We start from the raw sequence: 23768 nt of genomic DNA, 5'->3' as shown, positions 1-23768 counted from the left end.
CCGGCACATTGATTTTGCATATTGCTCACCCGTGTCAGCCCTGACTGTTTTCCATCCTCGTTGGCGCTTTGCCCATGCCTTGGCTTTACTGGCCATGCTGGCGCAATTGCTGCTGCCGTTCGCGCATGCTGCGGCGATGGATGCGGGTGTGCCGCTGGCCTGGTGTGGTACTGGCCCGCAACCCACGGCCATGCAGGGTGATGGTAGTCCGGCGCAGGGCGGGGCAGGCGAAGCCAAAATTCTGGTGAAATGTGCGCTGTGCTCGGTGGCCAGCCTGCATGCACTGGCGCCACCGCCGGCGCTGACTCTCCTGGCGCTGGTGCCAGCGCCGACCCTGCCGGTGGCGAGCCTAGCGCTCAGCCATCGCTCGCCGCTCACGCGCGCGATCCCGCCACCGCCGCGTGGCCCCCCGCTGATTTCCTACTGATCTGTTCGCGCAGCACTGAGCGTGCTGCACTTTATTCATGGCTCCGCTGTGCGCGGGGCTTGAATCTGTCTGCCGTGCGTGCGCCAGATGGATAGGAAATCGTATGTCTGTAACTCCAAACTGGGCCTTGCGCCCCCTGGCCTGCGCCGTGCTGGCCACTTGTTCCCCTTTTACCCTGGCCAGCGAGCCAGCTCCAGCCACGGCAACGCCGCTGGAAGAAATCGTGGTGACGGCCACCCGTGAAGCCACGCCTTTAGCCAAAGCCCCCGTCGCGGTGGGCAAGGTGAATGCCAAAACCATCGCAGACACCAAGCCCACCTTTATCGGCCAAGTGCTGGATAAAATCCCCGGCGTGCACATGACCGATCTGGGCAATGAGCAGCACAATATGTCGATTCGCCAGCCGATGAGCTATTCGGCGGTGTATCAGTATCTGGAAGACGGGGTGCCGATTCGCCCGGTGGGTATTTTCAACCACAATGCGCTGTACGAAGTAAACCTCACCGGCAGCGACGGCATTGAAGTGGTAAAGGGCCCCGCCTCGAGCCTGTATGGCAGCAATGCGGTGGGTGGCGCGGTGAATTTCACCACGGCAGCGCCCAGCGCCCACCTCACGGCCAAGGCCGCCGTGCAAGGTAGTAGCGAGGGGTATCGGCGTGCAGACCTTGGGGTATCTAATTCCTGGGGTGATACCGGCATACGTATCACCGGCTATCAAGCCACGCGTGGCGACAGCTGGCAAGACTACAACAGCATGGATAAAACCGGCCTGACCGCGCGGCTGGATCACTGGCTCAGCGATGAGCTGCGCTGGAAATCGGTACTGACCTATTCCAAGCTCGATACCGATATGCCCGGCAGCCTGAACGAAAGCGATTACCAGACCCGCCCCGGCTATTCCTACCACACCTTTACCACCCGGCAGGTTGAGGCGCTGCGCGTGAGCACCGGGCTGGAAGGCGAGCTCAATGCTGGCGGCCTCAGCAGCGCCACCGTGTATTACCGCGATAACAGCACTTACCAATTGCCGAGCTATCTGATTTTCAATACTGGCCCTAGCTCGGCGAGCGGCCGTACCACCGACAACACCTTTACCTCGCTGGGGCTGAGTGCCTTTCATCGCCAGCAGTGGGGCGATTTGAAGCTCACTGTCGGCGGCTTGCTGGAGCAAAGCCCGAATGATCAGCGCGAGGTGAATTTATCCATCGTGCGCGACCCGAAAACCGGCAAATACCTCAGCTACAAAACCGGCAGTGTGCGTCGCGATTACCATGTGGATCTCGGCAATCAGGCGGTGTTTGCCGATGCCAGCTACCCACTGGGCGCTGGCTGGGCGATCAATGGCGCGCTGCGCTACGACCGCGTGGTGTATGACTTCACCAATAATCTAACCCCCTCGGCCACCACGGGTGCGGCCTCGCAAAGCCAGTCGTTTGCCAGCACTTCGCCTAAGCTGGGCCTGACCTGGGAAGCGGCGAATAATCTCTTTGTTTACGGTGGTTACAGCCGGGGCTTTACCCCGCCGGAAGTGGGCTCGCTGTTTAGCAGCGCCACTGTACCCAATCTGCAATCGGCCACTTTTGATCAATTTGAGCTCGGGGCGCGCTGGCAGGCGCTGGCCAATCTGAAAGTCGATGCCGCGCTGTATCGGCTAGATGGGCAGGATGAGCTGGTGACCTACACCATCGTGCCGGGTAAATCCGAGCCGCGTAATGCCGGCAAAACCCGCCATGAAGGGCTAGAGCTGGGGCTGGATTGGGCCGCTACTGCGCAGTGGAGCGCGCGTCTGGCGGGCCAGTATGCGCGCCACATCTATCAGCAATATCAGCCGTCGCCGCAGGAAAACTACGCCGGCAAAGATATTCCGGCCGCCCCGCGCTGGCAGGGCACGCTGGAAGTGGCTTTCCAGCCCAATGCCAATCTGCGCCTGGCGCTGGAAACGGCCTATGTGGGCGGCTACTGGATGAACAACGCCAACAATGTGCGCTACGGCGGGCATACGCTGTTTAATCTGCGCGGCGAATATCGCTGGCAAGATTGGACACTGTGGGCGCAGGCGCTCAATCTGACTGACGAGCATTACGCCGAGATCGCGTCTTCCAGCTACAAAGGCGTTGGCGAGCGCAATGGCAATACGCAAGACAGTTACAGCCCGGGCGCGCCGCGCACCTTCTTTGTCGGCCTGAGCTATGCCTTTGGTAGCAAAAGCCAAGGGAGCGGGCAATGAAGCGCGATGATCTGACGCTGGATGCCGCGCTGCGCCCGCCACGGGCGGCGGGCTCGGCGCTGGGCTGGCTAACGCGCTGGCACCGCAAGCTGGCCTGGGTGGCGGGCTTGGCCGTGCTGGCTTGGGGGCTTACCGGTGTTTTGCACCCGATTATGTCGGCGCTAACACCGACCGTGCGGCCTTTGCCGCCCGCCGCAGCTTTGCCGGCCGACTTGCAGCCAGTGCCGCTGGCGCAGCTGGCCTTGCCGGCCGGGCCGATTCAATCGGTGCGCTTGCGTATGCTGGGGGAGACTCCGGCCTGGCGTATTGGGCAGCCGGGGCAAGCGCAGGGGCTGTGGTTTGATGCGCGCAGCGGCGCCCTATTGCCGCAGGCTGATGCGCAAGAAGCCGAACGCTTGGCGCGGGCCCTGGTGGGCGATGCGCACAGCCCGGTGCGCCAGTTGACGCCGGTGTATGAATTTAGCCGCAGCTATCCGGCGATTAACAAAATCTTGCCCGTCTGGCGGGTGGAGTTTGCCCGCGCGGATGGCATGGTGGCCTTTGTCGATACCGAAGGGCGGCGGCTGGCTAGCCTATCGGATCGCACCAAACGCACGCTGATGCCAGTGTTTTCGCTGCTGCACACCTGGAGCTGGGCCAGCGAGCCAGTTAAACGCGTCGGCATCACCGTGCTGCTGGTGCTGGTGCTGGCCAGCATGGCGGGCGGGCTGGCGATGTATGTGTTGCGCTGGCAAAAAGGCACGCTCAAGGCCGGGCAAAAACCTTTACGCCGCTGGCACCGTGGCCTGGGCGTGGCGCTGGGCTTCGCCGGCATTGTGCTCACCGCTTCAGGGCTGACGCATTTATGGTTGCAGCGCGCACCCTATGTGCCAGCCAACCCCAAACCGCTTGCGGTGCTGCCCGAGCTGCATCATCTACCGGCCCAGACTGCCAGCTTAACGGCCGTGAATGTGCAGGGGCGGGCGTATTGGCTGCAAGAGCGGGCCAAGCCAGCGAAAAATGCTCAGCCGGCGGCGGGTGGGCATCAGCACCATGCGCCAGCCGCGTCCAACAGCGCCTTGCCGATTTATCTGGATGCACATGGTATGGCGCAGCCGGGTCTTGCGCTTGTGCATGCGGGCGAGCTGGTGCGCCAGGTGCAGCGTGGTGAGCTGGCTGGGCCCGTGAAACAGGTGCAGCTGATCGAGCGCTTTGGCGGCGAGTATGGGTTTTTCCAGAAACGCCTGCCGGTGTATCGGGTGGATCTGGACAATGCGGCCAATAGCAGCTGGTATATCGAGCCGGCCACCGGTACTTTCTCCACGCGCGTGGAAGACGCCGATCGCATCGAGGGCTGGCTGTTTGCGTATTTGCATAAATGGCATTGGCTGGATGGACTGGGCAAGAGCAACCGCGACCTGATCCTGGCCAGCGCCGCGGCGGCGAATGTGGTGTTGGCGGTGCTGGGCTTGCTGTTGTGGCGGCGCAAACGCCCGACCGCCGCTGCGGGCAGGTAAAATGCTGGCTTTCGCGCCATCACATCGGTGGCGAGCAAACGGGGAGGGCGTGATGCCCGGACGTTGGGGCTGGATTTTGCTGTTATCGCTGCTGGTACACGGCCTGCTGCTGGGCTTATTGCCCAGCTGGCAAGGCCGGCTGCTGCCCGCGGCGGCTGAATCAGCCAGTGCGGCAGTGGTGGTGCTGTTGGCCGCCCCCGCCGCGCGCCCGGCCCACGCAGCTGCGGCGCCTGTGCCCCACCCGCGGCCCGCGCAGCCCATCGCCGCACCGGCGCGGCAACCAATCTCCGCTCCGGCGCCACAGCCAATCAGGCCGCTCAATCCTGCGTTGCTGGCGCTGAAATCGGCCCCGCCAGCCGCGGCTGCCTTGCCAGAGCCAATGCCCAAACCGGGGCTGAGCGCAGTGGGCGCCAGCAGCAATAATCAGCCGGCGGCGCCTGCGCCGGTAGATGCGCTGCGGAGCCAAGCTGCAGCCACGGGCGAGCGCGCGGGCGGCGGCGATGATCGCCCGGCCAATGCGCACGGCCCGCAATTGCGTAATCCACCGATCAAGGTGCCGCGGCGTTTGCGCCAGACCGAGCAGGCCCTGCAGGGGCGGGTGGTGGTGCTGATTCGCGTGAGTGCGCAGGGGCGGGCGCTGCGGGTGACGGTACAGCAGGGCAGTGGCAATCCGCTGATTGATGAGTCGGTGACGCAGCAGATACTCGACAACTGGCGTTTCGAGCCGGCCCGCCGTAATGGCGAGGCGATCGAAAGCGAGCTGCCTATCGCGGTGACTATGATCGTTGATTAGGGGTATTGCCCTGTGGGCTATTTAAATGATGGGCTACAGGGTGATACTGTCTTGGGTATTGGGTGCGCACAGCGGTAAAGTGAGGGTAAAGCGCGTGTACACGCCCACCTCGCTGCTGACGCTGAGCTCCCCGCCCAGCTGGCCAGTGACCAGATTGTAGACAATATACAGCCCCAGCCCGCTGCCACCTTGGCCCAAGCGGGTGGTGAAAAACGGATCAAAAACCCGCTTCAGATGTTCGCTGGCGATGCCGGCGCCATTGTCTTCAAAAATCAGCTGGCATTGCTGGTGATCACGCTGGGCCAGATACAGCCGGATCTGCCCCTGCCCTTGTTCGCCAAAGCCATGCAGCAGGCTATTTTGCAACAGATTACTCAATACCTGCTCCAGCGGGCCGGGGTAACTATCCAGCAGCAGGTCTTCCGGCAATTGCAGCTGTACATCGACCCGCGCCGCATCAATATGCGGCCGCAGCATCATGACCACTTCGCGCGCGAGCTCGGCGAGGCCAAATTGCCGTCGCCGTTCGCTATCGGTATCCACCGCCACCTGTTTGAATTGCGCCACCAAGCCGCTGGCGCGGCGAATATTGCGCTCGATAATGTCGCTGCTGCTATGGGCGGTGAGCAGAAAATCATCCAGCTCGGTTTTTTTCAGATTGCCGCTCTCGAACAGGCCTCGCGTTAAATCGCTTTCGCTATGCAGCGCGGTGGCGCAAGTGAGCGCTGCGCCTAGCGGGGTATTAAGCTCATGGGCTATCCCGGATACCAGACTGCCGAGCGCGGCGAGTTTTTCGCTTTGCACTAACTTGGCCATCGCTTGTTGCAGTTCGGCATTGGTGCGGGCCAGCTCTTCGGTGCGCTGTTGCACGCGTTGCTCCAGCGCTTCATTGGCTTCCAAGAGACGCAGATTCAGCTCGCGGATTTCGCGCTGGAAAATTCGCCGTTCGTGATTATTCAGCGCGCGCAGCGCAATATCGGCGATTTGCCCGGCGTGCATGATTTCATCGGGAATCCAGTTGCGCTGCTCGCCCACGTGTTCCAGCAGCAAGACGCAATGCTGGTGGCTACTGCGCACCGGCAAGGCTAGCATTGATGGCGTTTGGCGCGGGTGCAAAAACCGCTCGGCCAGCGTCCAGACTTCCGGGTGGTGCAGCGCATCGTGGGCGATCAGCAGCCGATTAGCTTTGAGCTCGGCGTAGGCCGCCCCCAGCTCGGCCAGCCCCAAGGCGGGCGGCAAGGGCGCATCGGGGTTTAGGCTGTCGTGCTGCTGTAGCGGGGTGAGGCCATCCTCGCCCAGCAGCCACCAGCTGGCGCGGCTGAGCTGCAAAACGCTGCAGGCCTCAGTGCAAATCAGCTGGCGAAATTCGGCCTCGCTGCCGTGTTCGATATCATGGTGATTGGCCAGCTGTATCAGCTGGCTGCTGACACTGGGGCGCAGGCCGGTTTTCATTTCCAGCTCGGCGCGTTGCTCGGGCTGGGCTTGTTCGATGATTTTTTGCTGGTAGGAAAAGCCGTCTTTCAGCTCGGCCAGCGCCAGTGGCGCATTAAATAAGGCCTCGGCATAGCGCGCCGCGGCCAAGTGCTGGCGCATCAGGATGTGGTTGAAGTTATTGGTGAGCGCAATTTGCTGCCCTACCTGAATCAAATCCAGCGCGGTGAGCCAATCTTCCTGCCGCGCATACACCTCGGCCAGTGTGCTGTAGATATTGGCTTCGCCCCATTGGTAATGTACTTGCCGTGCCAGATCGAGCGCGCTTTCCAGTTGCTGGCGGGCGAGCGGCAGATCGTTTTCGGCCAAGGCGATTTCGGCCAAGCGAAACAGCGATTCGGCAGCGTAATCGGGATAGGGGCCCAGGCATAAATCCAGCGCGCGCTGCAGCTCTTGCCGCGCTTCGCTGTGGCGCTGACATTTTTGCAGGTTCACGCCCAGATTGATGCGGATTTTGGCTTCTAGATAGGGATCATCCACTTCGCCAATGCGGCTTGCGGCAGCCTGATGCAGCAAAATCGCCGAGGCGGGATCACCCAGCGCATCATAAATTTGCCCCAGCCCCACTTTAGCCAGCATCCAGGTAGTGGGCTCGGTCTGCGCCAGCTCAATCGCCTGTTGCCAGTTTTGCAGCGCGGTGCGGTAATCGCCCTGGGTGTAATGCAGGCGGCCAATTTGCTCGTAAATGCGGGCTTCCAGGCCGAATTCATGTAGCGATTGCGCCTGCTGAATGGCCTCATAAAGCACATTGCGCGCGGCAAAAGCCTGACCTTCGTGATCCATGATTTTGCCGTACAAATCGGCAGCTTGAATCTGGATGCGCGGCTCGCGGGCGCTGCGGGCTTCATCAATCAACTGCAGGCAGGCGCGCCGCGCGGCTTCAGGTTGCAAATGCCAGGCGCGGCGCAAATCGGCCAGCCGGGTGGCTAAGGCCGCTTGTTCGGTAATGGGCAGCGGATCGCGCATGATGAAACCCCAGCAATGGGATGATTTCAGTGTGGCAGATCCGCTTTACATTGCCAGCGCGTTGGTCAGGCGGCCACTGCCTGCTGCCGTGAGGAGCGGGTATTGCCCGGGCGTAGCCGGCGCAGTGCTTGGCCATCGGCGGTAAACACATGAAAAGACTGGCTGGCCGCGCTGATGCTGATGTCGCTCCCCAGGGCCACTTCGCGCTCGCCATCGCCGCGCACCACCAGATCGCAGCCGTTATCCAGCGTCAGATACAGGTAGTTGGCTTCGCCCAGATGCTCGACCAGGTTGACCTTGCCATTGAATTCTTCGCTGGCGCCGGTTTGTGCGCGCGGCCCTTCCAGCAAATGCTCGGCACGAATGCCAACGGTGACATTTTGCCCCGCTTGCAGGCCGCTACCGTCCACTTCGGCAAAAATCTCTTTGCCTTGTTTGAGCCACAGGCGCACGCCATTGGCTTCCACTGCCCGCACTTCGGCGGGCAGCAAATTCATCTTCGGCGAGCCGATAAAGGTGGCGACAAATAGATTGGCCGGCTGCTGATACAGCTCCAGCGGGGTGCCGGCTTGCTGGATATGCCCATCGTGCATCACCACGATTTTGTCGCCCAGCGTCATCGCTTCGACCTGATCATGCGTCACATACACCATGGTCGCGTTGAGCTCGCGGTGCAGTTTGGCGATTTCGAGCCGGGTTTGTACGCGCAGGGCGGCGTCCAGATTGGAGAGTGGCTCGTCAAATAGAAAGAGTTTCGGCTCGCGCACAATCGCACGGCCAATCGCCACCCGCTGGCGCTGGCCGCCCGACAATTCGCGCGGCAGACGTTCGAGCAGGTGATCGATTTTTAGAATTTTGGCGGCATTTTTGATGCGCGCCTCGATCTGGCTTTTGCTCTCGCCAGCGATTTTCAGGCCGAAGGCCATGTTTTTGTACACGCTCATATGCGGATAGAGCGCATAGCTTTGAAACACCATCGCGATACCGCGCTCAGCCGGTGGTAGATCATTCACCACCGTGTCGCCAATTGATAATTCGCCGCCGGTAATCGATTCCAGCCCGCACAGCATGCGCAGCAGTGTGGATTTGCCGCAGCCCGATGGGCCAACCAGCACCACAAATTCGCCGTGTTTGATGTCGAGGTTAATGCCATCCAAGACCTTGGCTTTGCCATCGTAGGATTTGGAAAGGTTATTCAGTTTTACTGTGGCCATGATTTAAATTCCTCTTGCAACCTTCAAGGGGTATTGCCATGAAGGCTATATTCATATTGATCTTGATGGATATACCCATCAAAAAGCTGTTCTTGGTGATGCGCTGATTGTGCTGGGGCTTGAATCCCGTGTAGCGAAAACCGCGGCGAGGAGAGAGACAAACGTAGTTTGGCTCACGACGAAGCAAGGGCAGCGCGGAGCGCTTTTCGCCCGGGTCGCCTTTCTTTGCTTCCTTTCTTTGGCGAAGCAAAGAAAGGAAGTCCCCGTCGCGGATTGCGACTGTAAACAGCCGTGCCGCAGGCACTAACAGGCTTATTTCACCGCGCCCGAGGTCAAGCCGCGGATCAGTTGGCGCGAGAAGATCATGTACATAATCAGCACCGGAATCACCGCCAGGCTCAGGCTAGCTAGCACCGAATTCCAGTCGGTAACGTACTGACCAATAAACTGCTGCACGCCCAGTGTGACGGTTTGGGTTTCTTCACCCGGCGCTAAAATCAGCGGGAACCACAGATCATTCCACACCGGAATCATCGTAAACACCGCCACCGTCGCGACCGCAGGGCGAATTAGCGGCAAGATGATCTGGAAGAAAATCTTGAATTCACCGACGCCATCGCAGCGTGCCGCTTCTTTCAGCTCTTTCGGGATTTGGGCGATAAATTCGCTCAAAATCATGATCGCCAGCGGCAAGCCCTGCGCGGTGTAGACCAAGATCAGCGCGGTGAGGGTGTTGATCAGATCAAGCTTCACAATCAGCTCTAGGATCGACACGGTGCCCAAGCGAATGGGCACCATGATGCCGATGGCCAGATACAGCGCCAGCAGGCGATTGCCGCGGAATTTATATTCCGCCAGCGCCCAGGCGGCCATGGCGCCAAACAGCAAAATCAGCGCCAATGAAATCAGCGTGACTGTCAGGCTGTTGCCGAAATACAGCATGAAATGCGATTTGGCCAAGACCTTTTCAAAGCCGCCGATAAAGAAGGTTTCGGCGTTCGGCAGCGCCAGCGGGTCGTCGAAAATACCGGCGCGGCTTTTAAAGGCATTAATCAAAATCAGCATGATTGGAAACAGCGCCAATAGCGTATAGCCGCCCAGCACCAGATGCACGCCGGCACTGGAGAGCGGTTGGGAAATTTTATGAGTTTTCATCGCGCAGCCTCACAGCTCGTAACGTGTCAGCTTGCGCTGCACGAAATAGAAATACGTTCCCACCCCGGCGAGGATGACCAAAAACATCAGCGTGGCCACGGCCGCGCCCATGGTTGGGCTGCCGACCTGGCTTTGGTAGCCAAAGAAGGTGCGGTAAAACAGCGTGCCGAGAATATCGGTGCTGTAGTTCGGGCCGGCGATGGCGCCTTTGACCGAATAAATCAGATCAAAAGCATTAAAGTTGCCGACAAAGGTCAGGATGGTAACGAGGCCCAGCGTCGGCAAAATCAGCGGCAGTTTGATTTCCCAGAAAATGCGCCACGCCGAAGCGCCTTCCACATGCGCGGCCTCAACGATGTCTTCGGGCACCGCCAGCAGCGCGGCGTAGATCAGCATCATCGGAATCCCGACAAACTGCCACACCGAAATCAGCGCCAGCGTAATCAGCGCGCTGCTTTCCTGGCCCAGCCACGGCGCGAAATAATCCGCGAGGCCGACCTTGGCCATCAAGCCTTCGGACACGCCCCACAGCGGCGACAGAATCAGCTGCCAGATAAAGCCAATGATCACCACCGACAAGAGCGTCGGCAGGAAAATCAGCGTGCGATAGTGGCGCGCGCCTTTGAGGCCCTTGAGCGAGAGCAGCGTGGCGAGCACGAGGCCAATCGGGTTTTGGATCAGCAAATGGATGAAGAAAAACTTGCAGTTATTCCACATCGCATTCCAGAACGCGGCCGACCAGGCCGGATCGGTGAGGATAGTCAGGTAATTACTAAGCCCGGCAAAATGCGTGCTGCCGGTATCGGTGGTGGCGTAAAAACCTAGCCGCAGGGTATCGAGCAGCGGCAAAGCGCTGAACACCGAATACACCAACACGGCCGGGGCGAGAAAGACGGCAATATGCCATGGCATGCGTTTCATCGCAGGCTCCCTGGGTCGAACTTGGGCTGCCTTGCGGCAGCGAATTTGCACAAAAAAAGGGCCGGCAACAAGCGATCATGCAGGCTGCTGCCGGCCAGCTCGCGGATGAGCGAGGAGGAGGAGAGGGTGGGTATAGCGCTACAACAATCTACCAATAATGATTGCAGTGCTATACCCGGCAGGGGTTCCCTGCTTATTTCTGCTGCGGTTTATACCATTTGGCAAAGCCAGTCTGGATTTTGGCCGCGGCGTCTTTCGGCGCCATTTTGCCGTTCAAGACTTGCGAGCTCACATTCCACAGCTCGTTTTCCATCGCTGGCTCGCCACGATTCATGATCTGCGCGTTCAGGCGGATGGTGGAGCCGCAGGTTTTGCGCCAGTCGATCATTTGCTTGGCGACGGGGTCTTTCACGCTAATCAGGTGGTTCGACAGCGAGAAGAAGCCAGTGACTTTGTTGGTGTAGAGATCAGCAAATTCTTGCGAACCGAGCCAAGCCAGGAATTTATACGCGTCGGCTTTGTTTTTGCCTTTTGGGTTTACGCCCATGCCGATGTCGGTGTGATCCGAAATCTGGCATTTGTCGCCGGCTTTAGCTACTGGCGGCGGGAAGGCGCCGAAATCCAGACCTTGCTGATTGAAGTAAGCGATATCCCAAGAGCCGGCTGGGTAGATGCCGGCTTTGCCCATCGCGAACAAGTTTTGGCTATCGGCATAAGTTTGGGCTGACGCGCCTTTACTCAGATACGGGCCCCACTTGGCCATCTGATCCCAGGCGGCCACAAATTGTGGGTCGGTGAATTTGGCTTTGCCGGCGATCAGCGCTTTACGGCCTTCTTCGCCTTTCCAGTAATTCGCGCCAATGCTGGTGAATACGATCTGGTTGGATTCCCACTGATCGGCAGTCCCCAGCGCCAGTGGCACTTTGCCGGCTTTTTTCAGCGCTTCGAGCGTAGCGAAGAATTCAGCCTGGGTTTTTGGCTCTTTCAGATTCAGGTCTTTGAAGATCTTCTTGTTGTAGAAGAAACCGTGAATCACCGAGGCCATCGGCATGCAGTAAGTGTCTTTGCCGTCATCGGTTTGCCACGCCACTTTGGCCGAGGCTGGGAAGTTCTCCATGCCGGCTTTGCCGTCGAGTTTTTCCAGTTGGCCTTGTTTAAACAGTGTCAGCGATTTATCAAACGGGCGGCAGGTGATCAGATCGCCAGCGGTGCCGCCGGTGAGGCGGGCGGTCAGCGATGAATCGTATTCGGTCGGAGCAGTTGGGGCGAATTTAACCTGAATGCCGGGGTTTTTCTTTTGGAAAGCCGGGATCAAAACGTCTTCCCACAGCGCCTTGTCATCCACCCGCCAAGATTCGATGGTGACGGTGCCAGCTTGCGCCAGCGTGCTGGCCAGTAAAAGGCTGCCCAGCAGCAGTTTTGTGCTTGCATGTTGCATGTTCGATATATCCTCAGTGCGCGCCGTTGTTATGAAGGTGGCGCTTTGGTTGCCGTGATCTGTTGCCACGGTGTCGGCAAAGTAGCACGGCGATTTTTGTGACACGAATACAGGCTGATGAAACCGTGTCGAATCAGCTATGTATTTGATATTGAACAATTTAATTGAAAATCGGGGCGTAATCTTTTCCTGCGGCTGTTACAGATATTAACGAAAGCCCGCATCGCGACCGGCAGCAAACTCAGCAAAAATAAGCATTGGAATGAAATGCTTGGCGCACGAGTGTGTTAGGGTTTAGCAAGAGTCTGTGATCTTTTATTACAATTTTGTCGTCTTGCTTACGATATAGTTTGGCCGCTGGGTGGGGTATACAACAGGTGTTTGAATACAAAGCAAAAATCTTGGCCTTGGGCTTGCTGCTGAGTTTGCCGCTGCAAGCTGCCGAATCGCTGGACGTGTTGCACTGGTGGACTTCGGCCAGTGAGCGTGCGGCTGCCCGGTTTTTGCAACAGCGCCTCGCTGATGAGCGCATAGACTGGCATGACGCGGCAATTCCCGGTGGTGGTGGCATTGGCGCGATGCGGGTATTGAAAAGCCGTGTGCTGGCCGGCAAACAGCCCGCCGTGGCGCAGCTGATTGGCCCGGCGATTGCCGAGTGGGCTGATTTGGGGCTGATTTTAGAGCTGGATACCGTGGCCCGCTATCAGGGCTGGAGCAAAGCGCTGAGCCCCACGGTGTATCAGCTTTTGCAGCACCGCGAGCATGTGGTGGCCGCCCCGCTGGGCGTGCATCGCATCAATAATCTGTATTACAACGCGAAACTGTTTCGCAAGCTGGGCATTGCCGAGCCGCACAGCAGCGAAGATCTGAAACGCGCGGCGCTGCGGTTGGCCGCCGCCGATGTGGTGCCCTTTGGCCAGAGCAGCGAGCCTTGGCAAGTGGCGACTTTATTTGAAACGCTGGTGCTGGCCGAGGGCGGGCCGGCGTTTTACCGTGAGCTATTTGTAAAGCGTAATCCGCAAGCCTATCTGGATGTGCGCTTTGCCAATGCCTTGCAGCGCTTGCGACAGATCCGTGCGCATGGTGGCAAAACCCCGCGTGAGCAAAGCTGGACCGAGATCGCGCAACAACTCGCTAATGGCCAGGTGGGCATGGTGATTATGGGCGATTGGTTTAAAGGCGAATTGCAGGCGCTGGGCAAAAAGCTGGATACGGATTTTGTCTGTACCACCTTGCCGGGTACGGCCAACTGGCATTTGTATAGTGTGGATACGCTGGTGATGTTTGCCGGTGATTATTCGCAGCAGCAAACGCAGGAAAAAATGGCACAGGCGCTGCTAAGCCCGCCGGTGCAGCATGGCTATAACCGGCTGAAAGGCTCGGTGACGGTGCGGCGTGATTTGTCGCGGGTCGAGCAAGGCCAGCTCGATCGCTGTGCGCTCAATTCATGGCAGACCTTTAATCGCGGTAGTGCGGTGCAGGCACCCAGCCTTGTGCACCGGATGGCCAGTGATGAAAAATTTAAAGACGCCGTGGTGGCGCAAGTGCATAAGTTTTATCTGGATGATGGCCTGAGTGTGGCCGACAACCAGCAAAGAATGGCCGCCATGGTGCGGGCGCTGAATATTCAGGAGAACAATAATGACGACCCGAAAAATCCTGATCGTTGATGATGACCAGAAAACCCGGATGCTGCTCAAAGCTTATCTGGAGCGCAACCAATATGATGTGCGGCTGGCGCACGATGGCGAGAGTTTTTATCAGGAATTCGAGCGTTATCGCGACGAGCTGAGTCTGGTGATTCTGGATGTGATGCTGCCCGATACCGATGGTTTTGCGCTGTGCCAGTTTGTGCGCAAACAGTGCAATGTGCCGATTATTATGCTGACCGCCAGCTCGGATGACACCGACCGCATTGTGGGCCTGGAGCTGGGCGCCGATGATTACATTGCCAAACCGTACAACCCGCGCGAATTGCTGGCGCGGATCAAGGCCATTCACCGCCGCGCGGGGCTTGATGCCGTCAGCACCGGTGGGCGCTTTTATCGGTTTGTCGGCTTTACCCTTGATACCGTCGAGCGCACTTTGCAGTCGCCCAGTGGTGATCTGGTGAAGCTTACCGGGCTGGATTTTCAGCTGTTGAAGTTTTTCCTAGAGCATCCGGGCGAGATTTTAGATCGCAGCCAGCTGGCTGAAGAAACCCGTGGCCGCGATATTGGCCCGCTGGATCGCTCGCTGGATGTGCAGGTTAGCCGCCTGCGTCAACGCCTCTCCGACAATGGCAAACAGCCTAGCCTGATTAAAACCGTGCGTGGCGCGGGCTATGTGCTCTCGGCCGAGGTGAGCCAGAGTAATGCCTGATTCCCGCGCCCGGCCAGCTCCACCGGCCGAAGTCAGCGAAGCACCAGCGCCTGGCTTCTGGCTGCGCTTGCAGCGGCGCTGGGGCTCCCGTGCGCCGCGCTGGTTTGAGCGGCTGTTGCCCGCGAGCCTGTTAGCGCGCTTTTTGCTGGTGATGACACTGGGCGTGCTGGCCTCGCAAATCCTGGGCAATCTGATCTGGGCGAATTATCTGCAGGCCAAATCCGAGCAGGAAGTCGGGCAAGCGGCTTTGCAGGTGTCTTCGGGCGCGGCCAGCGCGATTCAGTATTTCCAGAGCCTGCCGCTCACCTACCGGCATCTGGTGATTGAACAGATGCGTGAAATCGGCGGCACGCGGTTTTTTATTAGCACCAATAATTCGGCGATTGATTTTCAAAGTATTGGCCCGCAGCCCATGGCCGATTTGGTCACGCAGAAAATCCACGCCGATTTTGCTGCCCGCCTGCCGCAGCTATTGGGGTTAGATGTGCAGTTTGCCTGGCCAGATGATCTGGTGGTGAATAAATCCGGTACACATATGCTGGAGCTACCTGATCACTGGATTCGCAATACCATCCTTACCCAGCCACGCCCAGCGCCGGTGCTGGTGATTCAGGCGCAGATCGAGCCCGGGCAATGGCTGTATCTAGCCACGCTGATGCCCGATCCGTTCTTTCTGGATAACAGTAATCCCTTGCCGCCTGAGCGCTGGCTGCTGCAGTTTGTCACGCTGTGCACCGTATTGTTGTTGAGCTGGGTGGTGGTGCGCTGGATTACCGGCCCGCTGGCGGCACTCTCCAATGCTGCTGAGGCCTTTGGCCGGGGCGAATCGCCGGTGTTGCCCGAGGCCGGCAGTATTGAATTCGTGCGCACGGCGCAGGCGTTTGCCGCCATGCGCGAGCGGATTGTGCGCTACCTCGAAGACCGGGAAAAACTCTTTTCGGCGATTAGCCACGATTTGCGCACGCCCATCACCCGGCTGAAATTGCGCACCGAAATGCTGGATGATGAAGCCACCCGCGCCGAGTTTCACGAAGATCTCGATGAGCTCGATATGATGGTGAAAGGCGCGCTGCAAAGCGTAAAAGACAGCGATATTCACGAAAATCACACCGCGATCAGCCTTGATGCCATGCTGGGGCGGATGGTGCGTGATGCGCGGCTGGCCGGGCACGAAGTGGCATTTAGTCGCAGCGGCCTGCGGGTGAAAGGCAAGCCTTTGGCGCTGAAACGTGCGATCGGCAATCTCTTGGATAATGCGCTGTATTACGGCCAGCGCGCCGAAGTGAAAGTACTGGAAGGCGTGGGCAAGCGGGTGATTATCATCCGCGACCATGGCCCGGGGGTGCCGGAAGAATCGCTGAAAACGCTGTTTGATCCCTATGTTCGGCTGGAGCACGGCCGACAGCGCAATAGCCACGGTCACGGGCTGGGGCTGGGCATCGCGCGCAATATCATTCAGGCCCATGGCGGTGAGCTGAGTCTGGAAAACCATCCCGATGGTGGCTTGCAAGCCATTGTGACTTTGCCTGCCGTTCTTTAATTGTGGGTATGTTCCGTAGTGCTAGTTATATAAATCGTTTCTGCGCTATACGGTGGGTGGGTATTAGAAGGCCTGCTGCCGTGCATGTAGGCTGTATTGCCCCGCACTTGCGGCAAGTGCGCATGGGCGTCGCCCCGGCATTGCAGTACAATTACTGCTCGATATCTGGATGGACTGACCGTGGGTATTTCCTCTTTCAGCGATTTTAGCCAGCCTGCGGCGATTGCCGCCGACTTTGCCCGCGATGGGGTGGTGATTTTGCGCGGTTTTCTCGCCGCCGAACGCGTGGCGGCCATTCGCGCCGAGGCGATGCACCAGCTGGATTTGCGCCTGCCGCCGCTAGAGCTGGAAGCTGAGCTGGGCTACCCCGGGGCGCCGAGCTCCACCCAGGCAGAAGGGGGCGCAACCATTCGCCGCTTGCGTGAAATGGCCGCGCGCCATCCGCTGTTTCATGCTTGGGCGGGCGAGCCTGCGCTGTTGGCGCTGTTACGTCTGCTGCTGGGCAGCGCGGACATTACCCTGACGCAGGCGCATCACAATAGCCTGATGACCAAACAGCCTAGTTTTAGCAGTGATACGCTGTGGCACCGCGATGTGCGTTACTGGCGCTTTAGCCGCCCCGAGCTGGTATCAAGCTGGCTCGCGCTGGGCGAAGAATCGCCGCGCAATGGCGGCTTGGGCTTTATTCCCGGCTCGCACCGGGTGGATTTCCCCGAGGCAGCCTTTGATGCCAAGGAATTTTTGCAGGCCAGCCACCCCGAGGCCGCCCCGTGGGTCGCGCGGGCCGAGTTTCCAACGCTGGCCGCTGGCGATGTAGTGCTCTTTGATGCGCGCACTTTCCATGCCGCTAGCCGCAATACCACCACACAGACCAAGTATTCGCTGGTCTTTAGCTACCACGCCCGCGATAACTTGCCACTGGCCGGTTCGCGTTCGGCCAGCCTGCCTGGGATTGACTGGCCGAGCGGCTGCTAAATCGGCCGGCGGGCTTGGGCTTGCCCGCGGGCTGGTCTAGATTGGAAGCTCTGTTCCTTTCGCACGCATGTCAGCCATGAATTTGCAGAAAAACCCGCACGATTTTATCTATTCACTGGCTGAATTTACCGGCCTGATCGACCGCGATGATCTGGCTGTGAGCTTGTGTCTGACGATTTTCGAGATGCTGCCATCCAGCTCGCTGCGCTTTTACCGCACCATGCAGGGCACCGGTAAGCAGCGACTGGGCTTGCTGGTGGAATTCGACGAAAACGGCATCCGTCAGCATTCGCTGGAGCAAACCACGGCGAAAGCCGGTGAGGCGGAGGTAGACCCGCTGCTGCACGGCGCGCTGGTGTCGGAAAGCTCCCTACAGGTCGATGCCAATGGCAATCGGGTGATTTTGGGCCTGCATCGGCAGCAGTCGGTGTATGCGCTGCTGGATATGCGGCTGAATAAAGGTCTGGTGCCGGCGGATTTTCGCTTATTGCAGGGGATGGCGCGGATTTATGAAAACCACATCGCGCTGCTGGATTACGGTGAAACCGATACCCTCACCGGCCTGCTGAATCGCAAAACGCTGGAGCGGCAGTTTTTCAAAATCGTCACTGCGCTGCAAAATCTGCCGGGCGTGCATCCTTTGCAAAATGGCCGCCGGCAAGAGCAGGGGGTGGGGCATTATTTTCTGGTGGTGCTCGATATTGATCACTTCAAGCGCATTAACGATCGGCTCGGGCATTTGTATGGCGATGAGGTCTTGCTGCTGATCGCCCAGCTGATGCGCTCCTGTTTTCGCGCCAACGATCGCTTATTCCGCTTTGGCGGGGAAGAGTTTGTGGTGATTCTGGGGCCGCAAACCCGGGAAGGGGCGGTGCAGGCGCTGGAGCGTTTTCGCAAAAAAGTCGAAAAACACAGCTTTCCGCAAATCGATCAGCTCACCATCAGTGGTGGCGTCACCGATATTCGCCCGTATGAAGTCTTGAGCATGACCTTAGGCCGTGCCGATCAGGCGCTGTATCAGGCCAAAGACAGTGGCCGCAATCAGATCGTGTTTTTCGATACCCTGCCCCAGCAGGAAGTCGCCAGCGGCAGCGACGAGCTGTTTTAACTGCGGCATTCGCGCCGCAAGGTGGCCTTGGCACAGCGGTGTCGGCCATCGCCTCTGGTAAGCTGCTGCCCAAAGCGCCACAGAGCGCGATGGAGACGAAATGCGCTTACCTGTTTTCTGCTGGGCTTGGCTCTGCGGTTTGCTCATGGCGACCGCCGGTGCCGGCCAGCTCACTGCCTATTATCCCTACTGGGTGAGTTACGCCCAGACCCGCCCCTTAGCCGATTTACCCCTTGCGAGGGTGGATCAGCTCACCTACGCCTTTGCGCGCTTTACCCCGCAAGGGGAGCTGATCGCAGGGGATAATTTTGCCGACCTCACCAAACCCTATACGCTGGCTGATGGGCGCATGTTGCGTGGCAATTTCGCGCTATTACGCGAGCAAAAACGCCTGTATCCGCGGTTGAAAACCGTGTTGGCCGTGGGGGGCTGGAATTATTCGGCGCAGATCTCTACCGCCTTGCAACCCGCGCAGCAGTCGCGCGCAGTTCGCTCGACCGTGGCGCTACTGGCAGCGCAAGGTTTTGATGGCATCGAAATCGACTGGCGCTATCCGGTGGCCGGCGGCAAGGCCGGCAATGCGGTTGATGCGGCCGATGGTGAGCATCTGCTGGCATTTGTTAGTGCGCTGCGGCGTGCTCAGCCCGGGCTACGGATTGGTCTGGCAATTGGTACCCAGCCGTATCAATGGCAAGGCCTGCATTGGGCTGAGCTCGCGGCGCAGGTGGATTACTTTATGCTGATCGCCACCGATTTTGTCGGCGCTTGGTCAGGGCGAACGGGGCATAAATCACCACTGTATGCGCCACCAGGGCATGTATCTATTGCTTCTGCGGTCGATACGGTATTGGGGTATGGCGTAAAGCCCGCGCAGCTGAGCGTACTGATCCCTACGCAGGGCATTAGTTTTAATGCCGTGCCACCGACGGCACAGGGGCTGGGGCAGCCGCATGGCGGCGTCAGTATGGGCTCGTGGGATAATGAGCAAACTGGGGCCACCGGCGTGTTTGGCCAAGATGAGCTGGCCGCCTTGCGGCAGGATGGCGATTTTGTAGAGCATTGGGATCCGCTGGCCAAGGCCACCACTTTTTACAGCGCCAGCAAACGGCAGTTTATCAGCGTAGAAAGCCAGCCAGCTCTGGCTGCCAAGCTGGATTTTGCCCGCGCGCGCGGCTTGCGCGGCATCGCCCTGTGGGAGCTCACTAGCGACGCGGCCGATTACCGGCTGCTGCGGCAAATCGAACGCGATGCCGCGCCGTGGCAGTGCCGCTGGCATGATCTGCAGTACTGGTGGCGGCATCACCCGGCCTGGGTGGAATTGCTCTTGGGCTGTATCTTGGCTGCACAGCTGGCGCTCATGCTGCAGTGGTGGTGGCGGCGCAAGCAGCGCGCACAACTGCTGGCGCAGGAAGTCGCGCAAATCACGCAGTTGCGGCAACAGCTGAGCGAGTTGCCGATTCAGCTGCTGACTTTGGCCGAGCTGGCCGAGCAGGGGGGGGCGGCGCAGCAGCCGTGGGTGCGGCGTAGCCGCCAGCTGGCCTGGCAGCTGCAGCCCTTGCTGCCGGCTCCGCCGCGACCAGCGCTCGCCGCGCCGGCTGTGGCGGTAGAGCGTGTGCCAGAGCCCGAGTCTGCCGTCGCTGAAGAGCTAGGTGAGCCTAGTACGCCCGCGGTGGCCGTAAATGAGTTGGCTGCCGGCGAACTGAGCGAAGCCCCGCTCGTCGATGCTCCCCAGTCCACTTCCCTCGCCCAAGCCGTGGCCAGCCCCAGCGCAAAAACCGCCGCCAGCGCCGCTCAGCGCTTGCAGCGGCTGACCGAGTTGGGGCGGCAATTGGGAGAGCAGCGCAGCTTGGAAAAAATGCTGGAAATCACGCTGGGCTTTCTGGCCACCGAACCACTGGTGCGCCACAGTAGCGTGCTGGATCTGGATGCCGACGAGGCGAGCCCCAGCCCGCGTGAGCTGGGCGTGGCGGCGCAGCGCATGAGTCAACCGCTGGATGATTATGTCCTGCAGCTTGAGTTCACTGCGCCACTGGATGAAGACGACGCGGCGTATTTTCAAAGCCTGTTGCAGCAGCTACAGATTGTGCGGCGGCAATTGTATGAATTGGGGCGCCAGCCGCAGCTTTTAAGCGAGGTGTATGAGATCGCTTCGCGGCGGGATAAGCTCTTATTTATCCGCGCCGACAAGGGTTACAGCGCGATTCATGCCAGTGATCTCGTCGCGCCTTTGTATATTACTTTACGTTTACGGGCGATTCGGCTTTACTTTGAAGAAAGCCTGCTGGTGCAAGTGCACCGCTCCTATCTGGTTAACCCGCGCAAGGTGACCGGGATGAGCAAGCGGGGGCGGGAGCATTGGTCGGTGCAGCTGGGCGAGACGGCGATTCCGGTGGCCCGCTCGATGGTGCCCCGGCTGCGGGAACAATTTCCCCATTGGTTTACCGAATAACAACAAGCATCGCAAGGAGCTGAAATCATGACGGTGAGTCTGGCGCAACTGGATGAACTACTGCAACAAGTTCAGGCACCGCACCCGTTTAAGGCCTATGTCGCGGCCACCAAGCTGGAGCAACTTCGACCGGAAATGGATGATGCCCAGTTGGCGGCGTATGAAGCGGCTTTGCTGGCGGCCGCGGTGGTGCGCGAGGCGCCCGCCGCCGGTAGTGAGGGTAGTGCTGCTATGAGTGCATAGGGGTATGGCTGGCTAGGCCTTATTAATAAAGGCTTGCGCAGTAATACATAGGCGGTCAAGTGTTTAGCACTTGGCCGTTTCGCGTTTCTGGTTATATGCGCAATACCCGGGGCGCGGCCCGACTTGCGGATGTTTGCGACAGGTATTGGGGCGGTTTTCGTAGATAGTACAGCGGCGGCTGCGTTCATCCAGATAAATACAGTCGTGATTGGCCCGGCGCGCCAGCGTGTAGATTTCGTTTTTGAAATTGAAATGCTCGATGATGCGCGCCTTCATCAGCCGTTTAGCGATGTTTTTCGCCGGCTCCACTGCATCAAATTCATCCACCACACCCATGCGGATCAGATCAACGATTTTGACTTCCACCGGCATGGTGCAGCAGCTGCCGACGCAGTCGTCACACAAGCCGTTGTAATACTTCACCCAAGTCTCGGTGCGATCGAGATCGGTGATGGTGATGATATTGCGTTTCTTCAGATTTACCACGTCCATCCTGCTTCGCGTGTTCTAGCGCCGGGGTGGCGCGCACGTCTTGGTCGAATCAGCCGCGAAGAGTAGCACAGGGTGATGACAGAAAAAAATCCCCGTACGCCGGATGGCAGTACGGGGGCAAGCTCAAGCAGAGTATCTGACCCGAGCGGGGAAAAGATGTAGTGCGACGTTTACTGGCTGTCGCCCAGCGTGATAGCGCCGGCCAGTGGGTGCGCCGTCACCAGCCAGCTACCGGCCGGGCCGGCTTTCACCGCCAAGGCCTGACCGCCTTGGGTGGCTTGCAGCGTGCCGCGCAGATTGGCGACCGTCAGCTGCAGCGTCACTGGGGTGGCGTATTTCTGGCATTCGGCGCTGGTGTTAAAGCCGACGGTGCGATTGCCTACCACCGCAGGTACGACCAAGCTACATTTTTCGCGGGCGTAGCGATATTTGATCACATTCGATGGAGTATCCATCCACAGCTCGCCACTATCGACTTTAGCCTTGGCGTAATCGAGGTGAGTCAGATAGCGATTGAGCGGAATCGTTTCCCAGTAGCCAGTATCGACACCATGCGCAGTGCGCGTCGCCCAGCCACCTTGGCTGATGGCCGCATCAATGTGCAGATTGAGAATCTCGCTGCCCATTGGATAGAGCGACCATTTACCATCGGCGGTAAACAAGTCCCATTTCACGCGGTATGGATTATCAAAGTTGGCTGGATTCACCCCGGCTGGCATGGTGGTGTAATCCACCGCATTGTTCGGGCCTGAGCCATCGACCAGATGCGTCGCGCGGCCGCCAATGAAGTTGGGCTGCGCTTTCAGGAAGTCGATCGCTTTGGTCGATGCCACATCACCCGGCCAGATAAAGTAGCTAGCTTGATAGCCATCCAGTTTGGCCGCGATATCGGCTGTAGCGCCGTTGATTTCGGTTTCCAGGCTGGCATCCGGAATATACGGGTTCGGATGATTGCGGCTGTGGCTCACGATTTCATGGCCGTTGGCGATAAAGGTCTTCGCCGCTGCCCAGTGTTGCTCTGAGCAGCTGCCGGTGATCATACCAAAGCCGGCTACCAGACCGCGTTTTTTCAGCTCAGGATCCATGATTTTGCTGTATGGATCAGTGCCGTAATACATCGAGCAATAATCATCATGCACCAGTGAATACGCGCCTTTGGCGCCGTTTTTCCAGGTGGTAATGGCCGCGGCCGTCAGGCTGAGATTGCCTGCGGGTGTGGTGCTTGGCGTGGCGCTTGGTGTTGGGCTTGGTGACGCACTCACCGTTGGGGTTGGTGTTGCGGTGATCACGGGTGTCGGGCTTGGTGTTGCATTACCAATCACACCCAGATCTTTCCATGGTCCCCACGGATCGTTGGCATTTGGCGTCTGGCCCTGTGTCCACCATTTGGCTTCAAAGGCGCGGCCGTTGTAGCTCACCCGCTGACCACTGGTGTAGGCCGTTGCGGCATTCCAGTTTGCATAGGTGGCGATTGGGGTGGGGCTCGGCGTGGCCAGCACATCACGTGGAATGGTCACAGTGATGCTGGCGGAGCGGGTTTGCAGGCCTAGATTATCGGTGGCCACAGCAAACATCACTTTTTTGCCGCCGTTTGACCAGCATGCCACGTCATTGCTGGCAGTTAGTTCGTATGGTGCACTGGTTTTAGTCCCGACGAGGGCGTTGTCAATATAAAACTCAACTTTAGCAACGCTGCCATCGCTATCACTGGCCTCTGCCTTGAGCTGGAATGGGCTTTGGCATGCTGCCTGAGCGGCCGTACTAAAACTGATGGTTGGCGCTTGGTTAACCGGCGGCGTGCTTGGGGTGGGTGATGGCGTTAAGGATGGGCAAGGCGCGGGCAAGGCATTGCTTGGCGCCCACACGGTACGGTCGTAGCTGATGGTGCCATTGCCGTTGTCGCGTGGCTGATTGGCTGCTGTACTTAAATGCGCCTGCTGCGCAGTAAAGACCAGAAACGGCACGCTAGTACTGCTCACGGCGACAATCGCGCCGCTGGCATAGTTCTGGTTGCTTTGCCAGCTGGCATAGTTAGCGCTGCCACAGGGTTTAATGCCATTGGGCACCTGGCTGGCCGTTAGTGTTACCACATTGCTGCTAGGGGTAGGGCTCGGGGTGGGCGTTGGGCCTGCGCCGATTAATTTCCACGGCCCCCATTCACCGGCTTCGGCCGGATTATTGCCTTGCGTCCACCAGCGGGCTTCGTAGATTTGGCTGTTATAAATAACGCGCTGGCCGCCGTTATACACGGCAGCACTATCCCAGCTTGGGTAGCTCGGCGTCGCAGTAGGGCTTGGCGTGGGCGTTGTGGCCTGCGCCGGATTCAACACCAGACCAGCGCTGGTGAGTAATGCGAACACCAGGGCGTGGCCCATGTTCTTGGCTTGCATAATCTCCATCCTCTTTCTAGTTAGGTGAGTTGCCCGCTACCGGAATCGGCACAACTCGTCACGCTTCTTGGGGTATTGCCCG

19 protein-coding genes are annotated in these 23768 nt (G+C 59.0%); 11 read left to right on the top strand and 8 right to left on the bottom strand.

Annotated features, from left to right (window positions below; translation table 11 throughout):
- Positions 1-31: 31 nt before the first annotated feature.
- From G482_RS0110125 to G482_RS20830, 4 genes are all read left to right on the top strand, one after another.
- A complete protein-coding gene (locus G482_RS0110125; RefSeq protein ID WP_156905387.1) occupies positions 32-427 on the top strand; it encodes a DUF2946 family protein in 396 nt (131 codons plus the stop codon).
- Between the two features lie 103 nt (positions 428-530).
- Positions 531-2654: a TonB-dependent receptor family protein gene (locus tag G482_RS0110120; protein WP_028449936.1), complete on the top strand. Its 2124-nt coding sequence runs from the start codon at positions 531-533 to the stop codon at positions 2652-2654.
- A complete protein-coding gene (locus G482_RS0110115; RefSeq protein WP_028449935.1) occupies positions 2651-4150 on the top strand; it encodes a PepSY domain-containing protein in 1500 nt (499 codons plus the stop codon). The genes G482_RS0110120 and G482_RS0110115 overlap by 4 nt, the downstream gene beginning before the upstream one ends.
- Positions 4151-4202: 52 nt before the next feature.
- Positions 4203-4943, top strand: coding sequence for an energy transducer TonB (locus tag G482_RS20830; protein WP_034619475.1), 741 nt, complete (start codon positions 4203-4205; stop codon positions 4941-4943).
- A gap of 33 nt (positions 4944-4976) precedes the next feature.
- Here the strand turns inward: G482_RS20830 and G482_RS19620 are convergent, their stop codons facing one another.
- The 6 genes from G482_RS19620 to G482_RS0110080 all read right to left on the bottom strand — a co-directional run bounded on the left by G482_RS19620 (position 4977) and on the right by G482_RS0110080 (position 12128).
- A complete protein-coding gene (locus G482_RS19620; protein WP_051258911.1) occupies positions 4977-7400 on the bottom strand; it encodes an ATP-binding protein in 2424 nt (807 codons plus the stop codon).
- 65 nt (positions 7401-7465) lie between these two features.
- Positions 7466-8614 (bottom strand): ABC transporter ATP-binding protein, encoded by a 1149-nt coding sequence (locus G482_RS0110100; RefSeq protein ID WP_028449934.1) that lies wholly within the window; start codon positions 8612-8614, stop codon positions 7466-7468.
- Positions 8592-8918, bottom strand: coding sequence for a hypothetical protein (locus tag G482_RS20325; RefSeq protein WP_028449933.1), 327 nt, complete (start codon positions 8916-8918; stop codon positions 8592-8594). The genes G482_RS0110100 and G482_RS20325 overlap by 23 nt, the downstream gene beginning before the upstream one ends.
- An 8-nt stretch (positions 8919-8926) precedes the next feature.
- Positions 8927-9769, bottom strand: a complete 843-nt coding sequence (locus tag G482_RS0110090; protein ID WP_034619472.1) for a carbohydrate ABC transporter permease — start codon at positions 9767-9769, stop codon at positions 8927-8929.
- A 9-nt stretch (positions 9770-9778) separates the two neighbouring features.
- Positions 9779-10690 carry a carbohydrate ABC transporter permease gene (locus G482_RS0110085; protein WP_028449931.1) on the bottom strand — a complete coding sequence of 304 codons (912 nt, stop codon included), beginning with the start codon at positions 10688-10690 and terminating at the stop codon, positions 9779-9781.
- Between the two features lie 193 nt (positions 10691-10883).
- On the bottom strand, positions 10884-12128 hold the full coding sequence (locus G482_RS0110080) for an ABC transporter substrate-binding protein (protein ID WP_028449930.1): 1245 nt from the start codon (positions 12126-12128) through the stop codon (positions 10884-10886).
- A 377-nt stretch (positions 12129-12505) separates the two neighbouring features.
- Here G482_RS0110080 and G482_RS18135 point away from each other — a divergent pair, with 377 nt between their 5' ends.
- From G482_RS18135 to G482_RS0110045, 7 genes are all read left to right on the top strand, one after another.
- Complete coding sequence (locus tag G482_RS18135; protein WP_245575275.1) at positions 12506-13798, top strand: ABC transporter substrate-binding protein; 1293 nt, start codon at positions 12506-12508, stop codon at positions 13796-13798.
- Positions 13770-14489, top strand: a complete 720-nt coding sequence (locus G482_RS0110070; RefSeq protein WP_028449929.1) for a response regulator — start codon at positions 13770-13772, stop codon at positions 14487-14489. Before G482_RS18135 ends, G482_RS0110070 begins: the two co-directional genes overlap by 29 nt.
- Positions 14482-16029 (top strand): ATP-binding protein, encoded by a 1548-nt coding sequence (locus G482_RS0110065; RefSeq protein WP_028449928.1) that lies wholly within the window; start codon positions 14482-14484, stop codon positions 16027-16029. The genes G482_RS0110070 and G482_RS0110065 overlap by 8 nt, the downstream gene beginning before the upstream one ends.
- A gap of 180 nt (positions 16030-16209) precedes the next feature.
- On the top strand, positions 16210-17004 hold the full coding sequence (locus G482_RS0110060) for a phytanoyl-CoA dioxygenase family protein (RefSeq protein WP_211227602.1): 795 nt from the start codon (positions 16210-16212) through the stop codon (positions 17002-17004).
- Between the two features lie 76 nt (positions 17005-17080).
- A complete protein-coding gene (locus G482_RS18130; RefSeq protein WP_051258910.1) occupies positions 17081-18112 on the top strand; it encodes a GGDEF domain-containing protein in 1032 nt (343 codons plus the stop codon).
- A 100-nt stretch (positions 18113-18212) separates the two neighbouring features.
- Positions 18213-20561: a glycosyl hydrolase family 18 protein gene (locus tag G482_RS20825; RefSeq protein ID WP_034619470.1), complete on the top strand. Its 2349-nt coding sequence runs from the start codon at positions 18213-18215 to the stop codon at positions 20559-20561.
- Positions 20562-20588: 27 nt separating this feature from the next.
- Complete coding sequence (locus G482_RS0110045; RefSeq protein ID WP_028449925.1) at positions 20589-20804, top strand: hypothetical protein; 216 nt, start codon at positions 20589-20591, stop codon at positions 20802-20804.
- Positions 20805-20867: 63 nt separating this feature from the next.
- Here the strand turns inward: G482_RS0110045 and G482_RS0110040 are convergent, their stop codons facing one another.
- On the bottom strand, positions 20868-21296 hold the full coding sequence (locus tag G482_RS0110040) for a YkgJ family cysteine cluster protein (RefSeq protein ID WP_034619468.1): 429 nt from the start codon (positions 21294-21296) through the stop codon (positions 20868-20870).
- A gap of 170 nt (positions 21297-21466) precedes the next feature.
- Complete coding sequence (locus G482_RS0110035; RefSeq protein WP_169721066.1) at positions 21467-23686, bottom strand: carbohydrate-binding protein; 2220 nt, start codon at positions 23684-23686, stop codon at positions 21467-21469.
- Positions 23687-23768 lie beyond the last annotated feature (82 nt).

The organism is Chitinibacter tainanensis DSM 15459 (assembly GCF_000429785.1).
Lineage (GTDB): Bacteria > Pseudomonadota > Gammaproteobacteria > Burkholderiales > Chitinibacteraceae > Chitinibacter > Chitinibacter tainanensis.
The sequence above is the reverse complement of the archived record's forward strand: the minus strand, read 5'-3'. Positions and strand labels throughout refer to the sequence as shown.

Excerpts from the sequence above, each read along its gene's own strand:
- G482_RS0110100 (WP_028449934.1), bottom strand. The coding sequence starts at position 8,614 with ATGGCCACAGTAAAACTGAATAACCTTTCCAAATCCTACGATGGCAAA.
- G482_RS19620 (WP_051258911.1), bottom strand. The coding sequence starts at position 7,400 with ATGCGCGATCCGCTGCCCATTACCGAACAAGCGGCCTTAGCCACCCGG.
- G482_RS0110085 (WP_028449931.1), bottom strand. The coding sequence starts at position 10,690 with ATGAAACGCATGCCATGGCATATTGCCGTCTTTCTCGCCCCGGCCGTG.
- G482_RS0110080 (WP_028449930.1), bottom strand. The coding sequence starts at position 12,128 with ATGCAACATGCAAGCACAAAACTGCTGCTGGGCAGCCTTTTACTGGCC.
- G482_RS0110035 (WP_169721066.1), bottom strand. The coding sequence starts at position 23,686 with ATGCAAGCCAAGAACATGGGCCACGCCCTGGTGTTCGCATTACTCACC.
- G482_RS20825 (WP_034619470.1), top strand. The coding sequence starts at position 18,213 with ATGCGCTTACCTGTTTTCTGCTGGGCTTGGCTCTGCGGTTTGCTCATG.
- G482_RS0110045 (WP_028449925.1), top strand. The coding sequence starts at position 20,589 with ATGACGGTGAGTCTGGCGCAACTGGATGAACTACTGCAACAAGTTCAG.
- G482_RS18130 (WP_051258910.1), top strand. The coding sequence starts at position 17,081 with ATGAATTTGCAGAAAAACCCGCACGATTTTATCTATTCACTGGCTGAA.
- G482_RS0110040 (WP_034619468.1), bottom strand. The coding sequence starts at position 21,296 with ATGGACGTGGTAAATCTGAAGAAACGCAATATCATCACCATCACCGAT.
- G482_RS0110120 (WP_028449936.1), top strand. The coding sequence starts at position 531 with ATGTCTGTAACTCCAAACTGGGCCTTGCGCCCCCTGGCCTGCGCCGTG.
- G482_RS0110115 (WP_028449935.1), top strand. The coding sequence starts at position 2,651 with ATGAAGCGCGATGATCTGACGCTGGATGCCGCGCTGCGCCCGCCACGG.
- G482_RS20830 (WP_034619475.1), top strand. The coding sequence starts at position 4,203 with ATGCCCGGACGTTGGGGCTGGATTTTGCTGTTATCGCTGCTGGTACAC.
- G482_RS0110070 (WP_028449929.1), top strand. The coding sequence starts at position 13,770 with ATGACGACCCGAAAAATCCTGATCGTTGATGATGACCAGAAAACCCGG.
- G482_RS0110090 (WP_034619472.1), bottom strand. The coding sequence starts at position 9,769 with ATGAAAACTCATAAAATTTCCCAACCGCTCTCCAGTGCCGGCGTGCAT.
- G482_RS0110065 (WP_028449928.1), top strand. The coding sequence starts at position 14,482 with ATGCCTGATTCCCGCGCCCGGCCAGCTCCACCGGCCGAAGTCAGCGAA.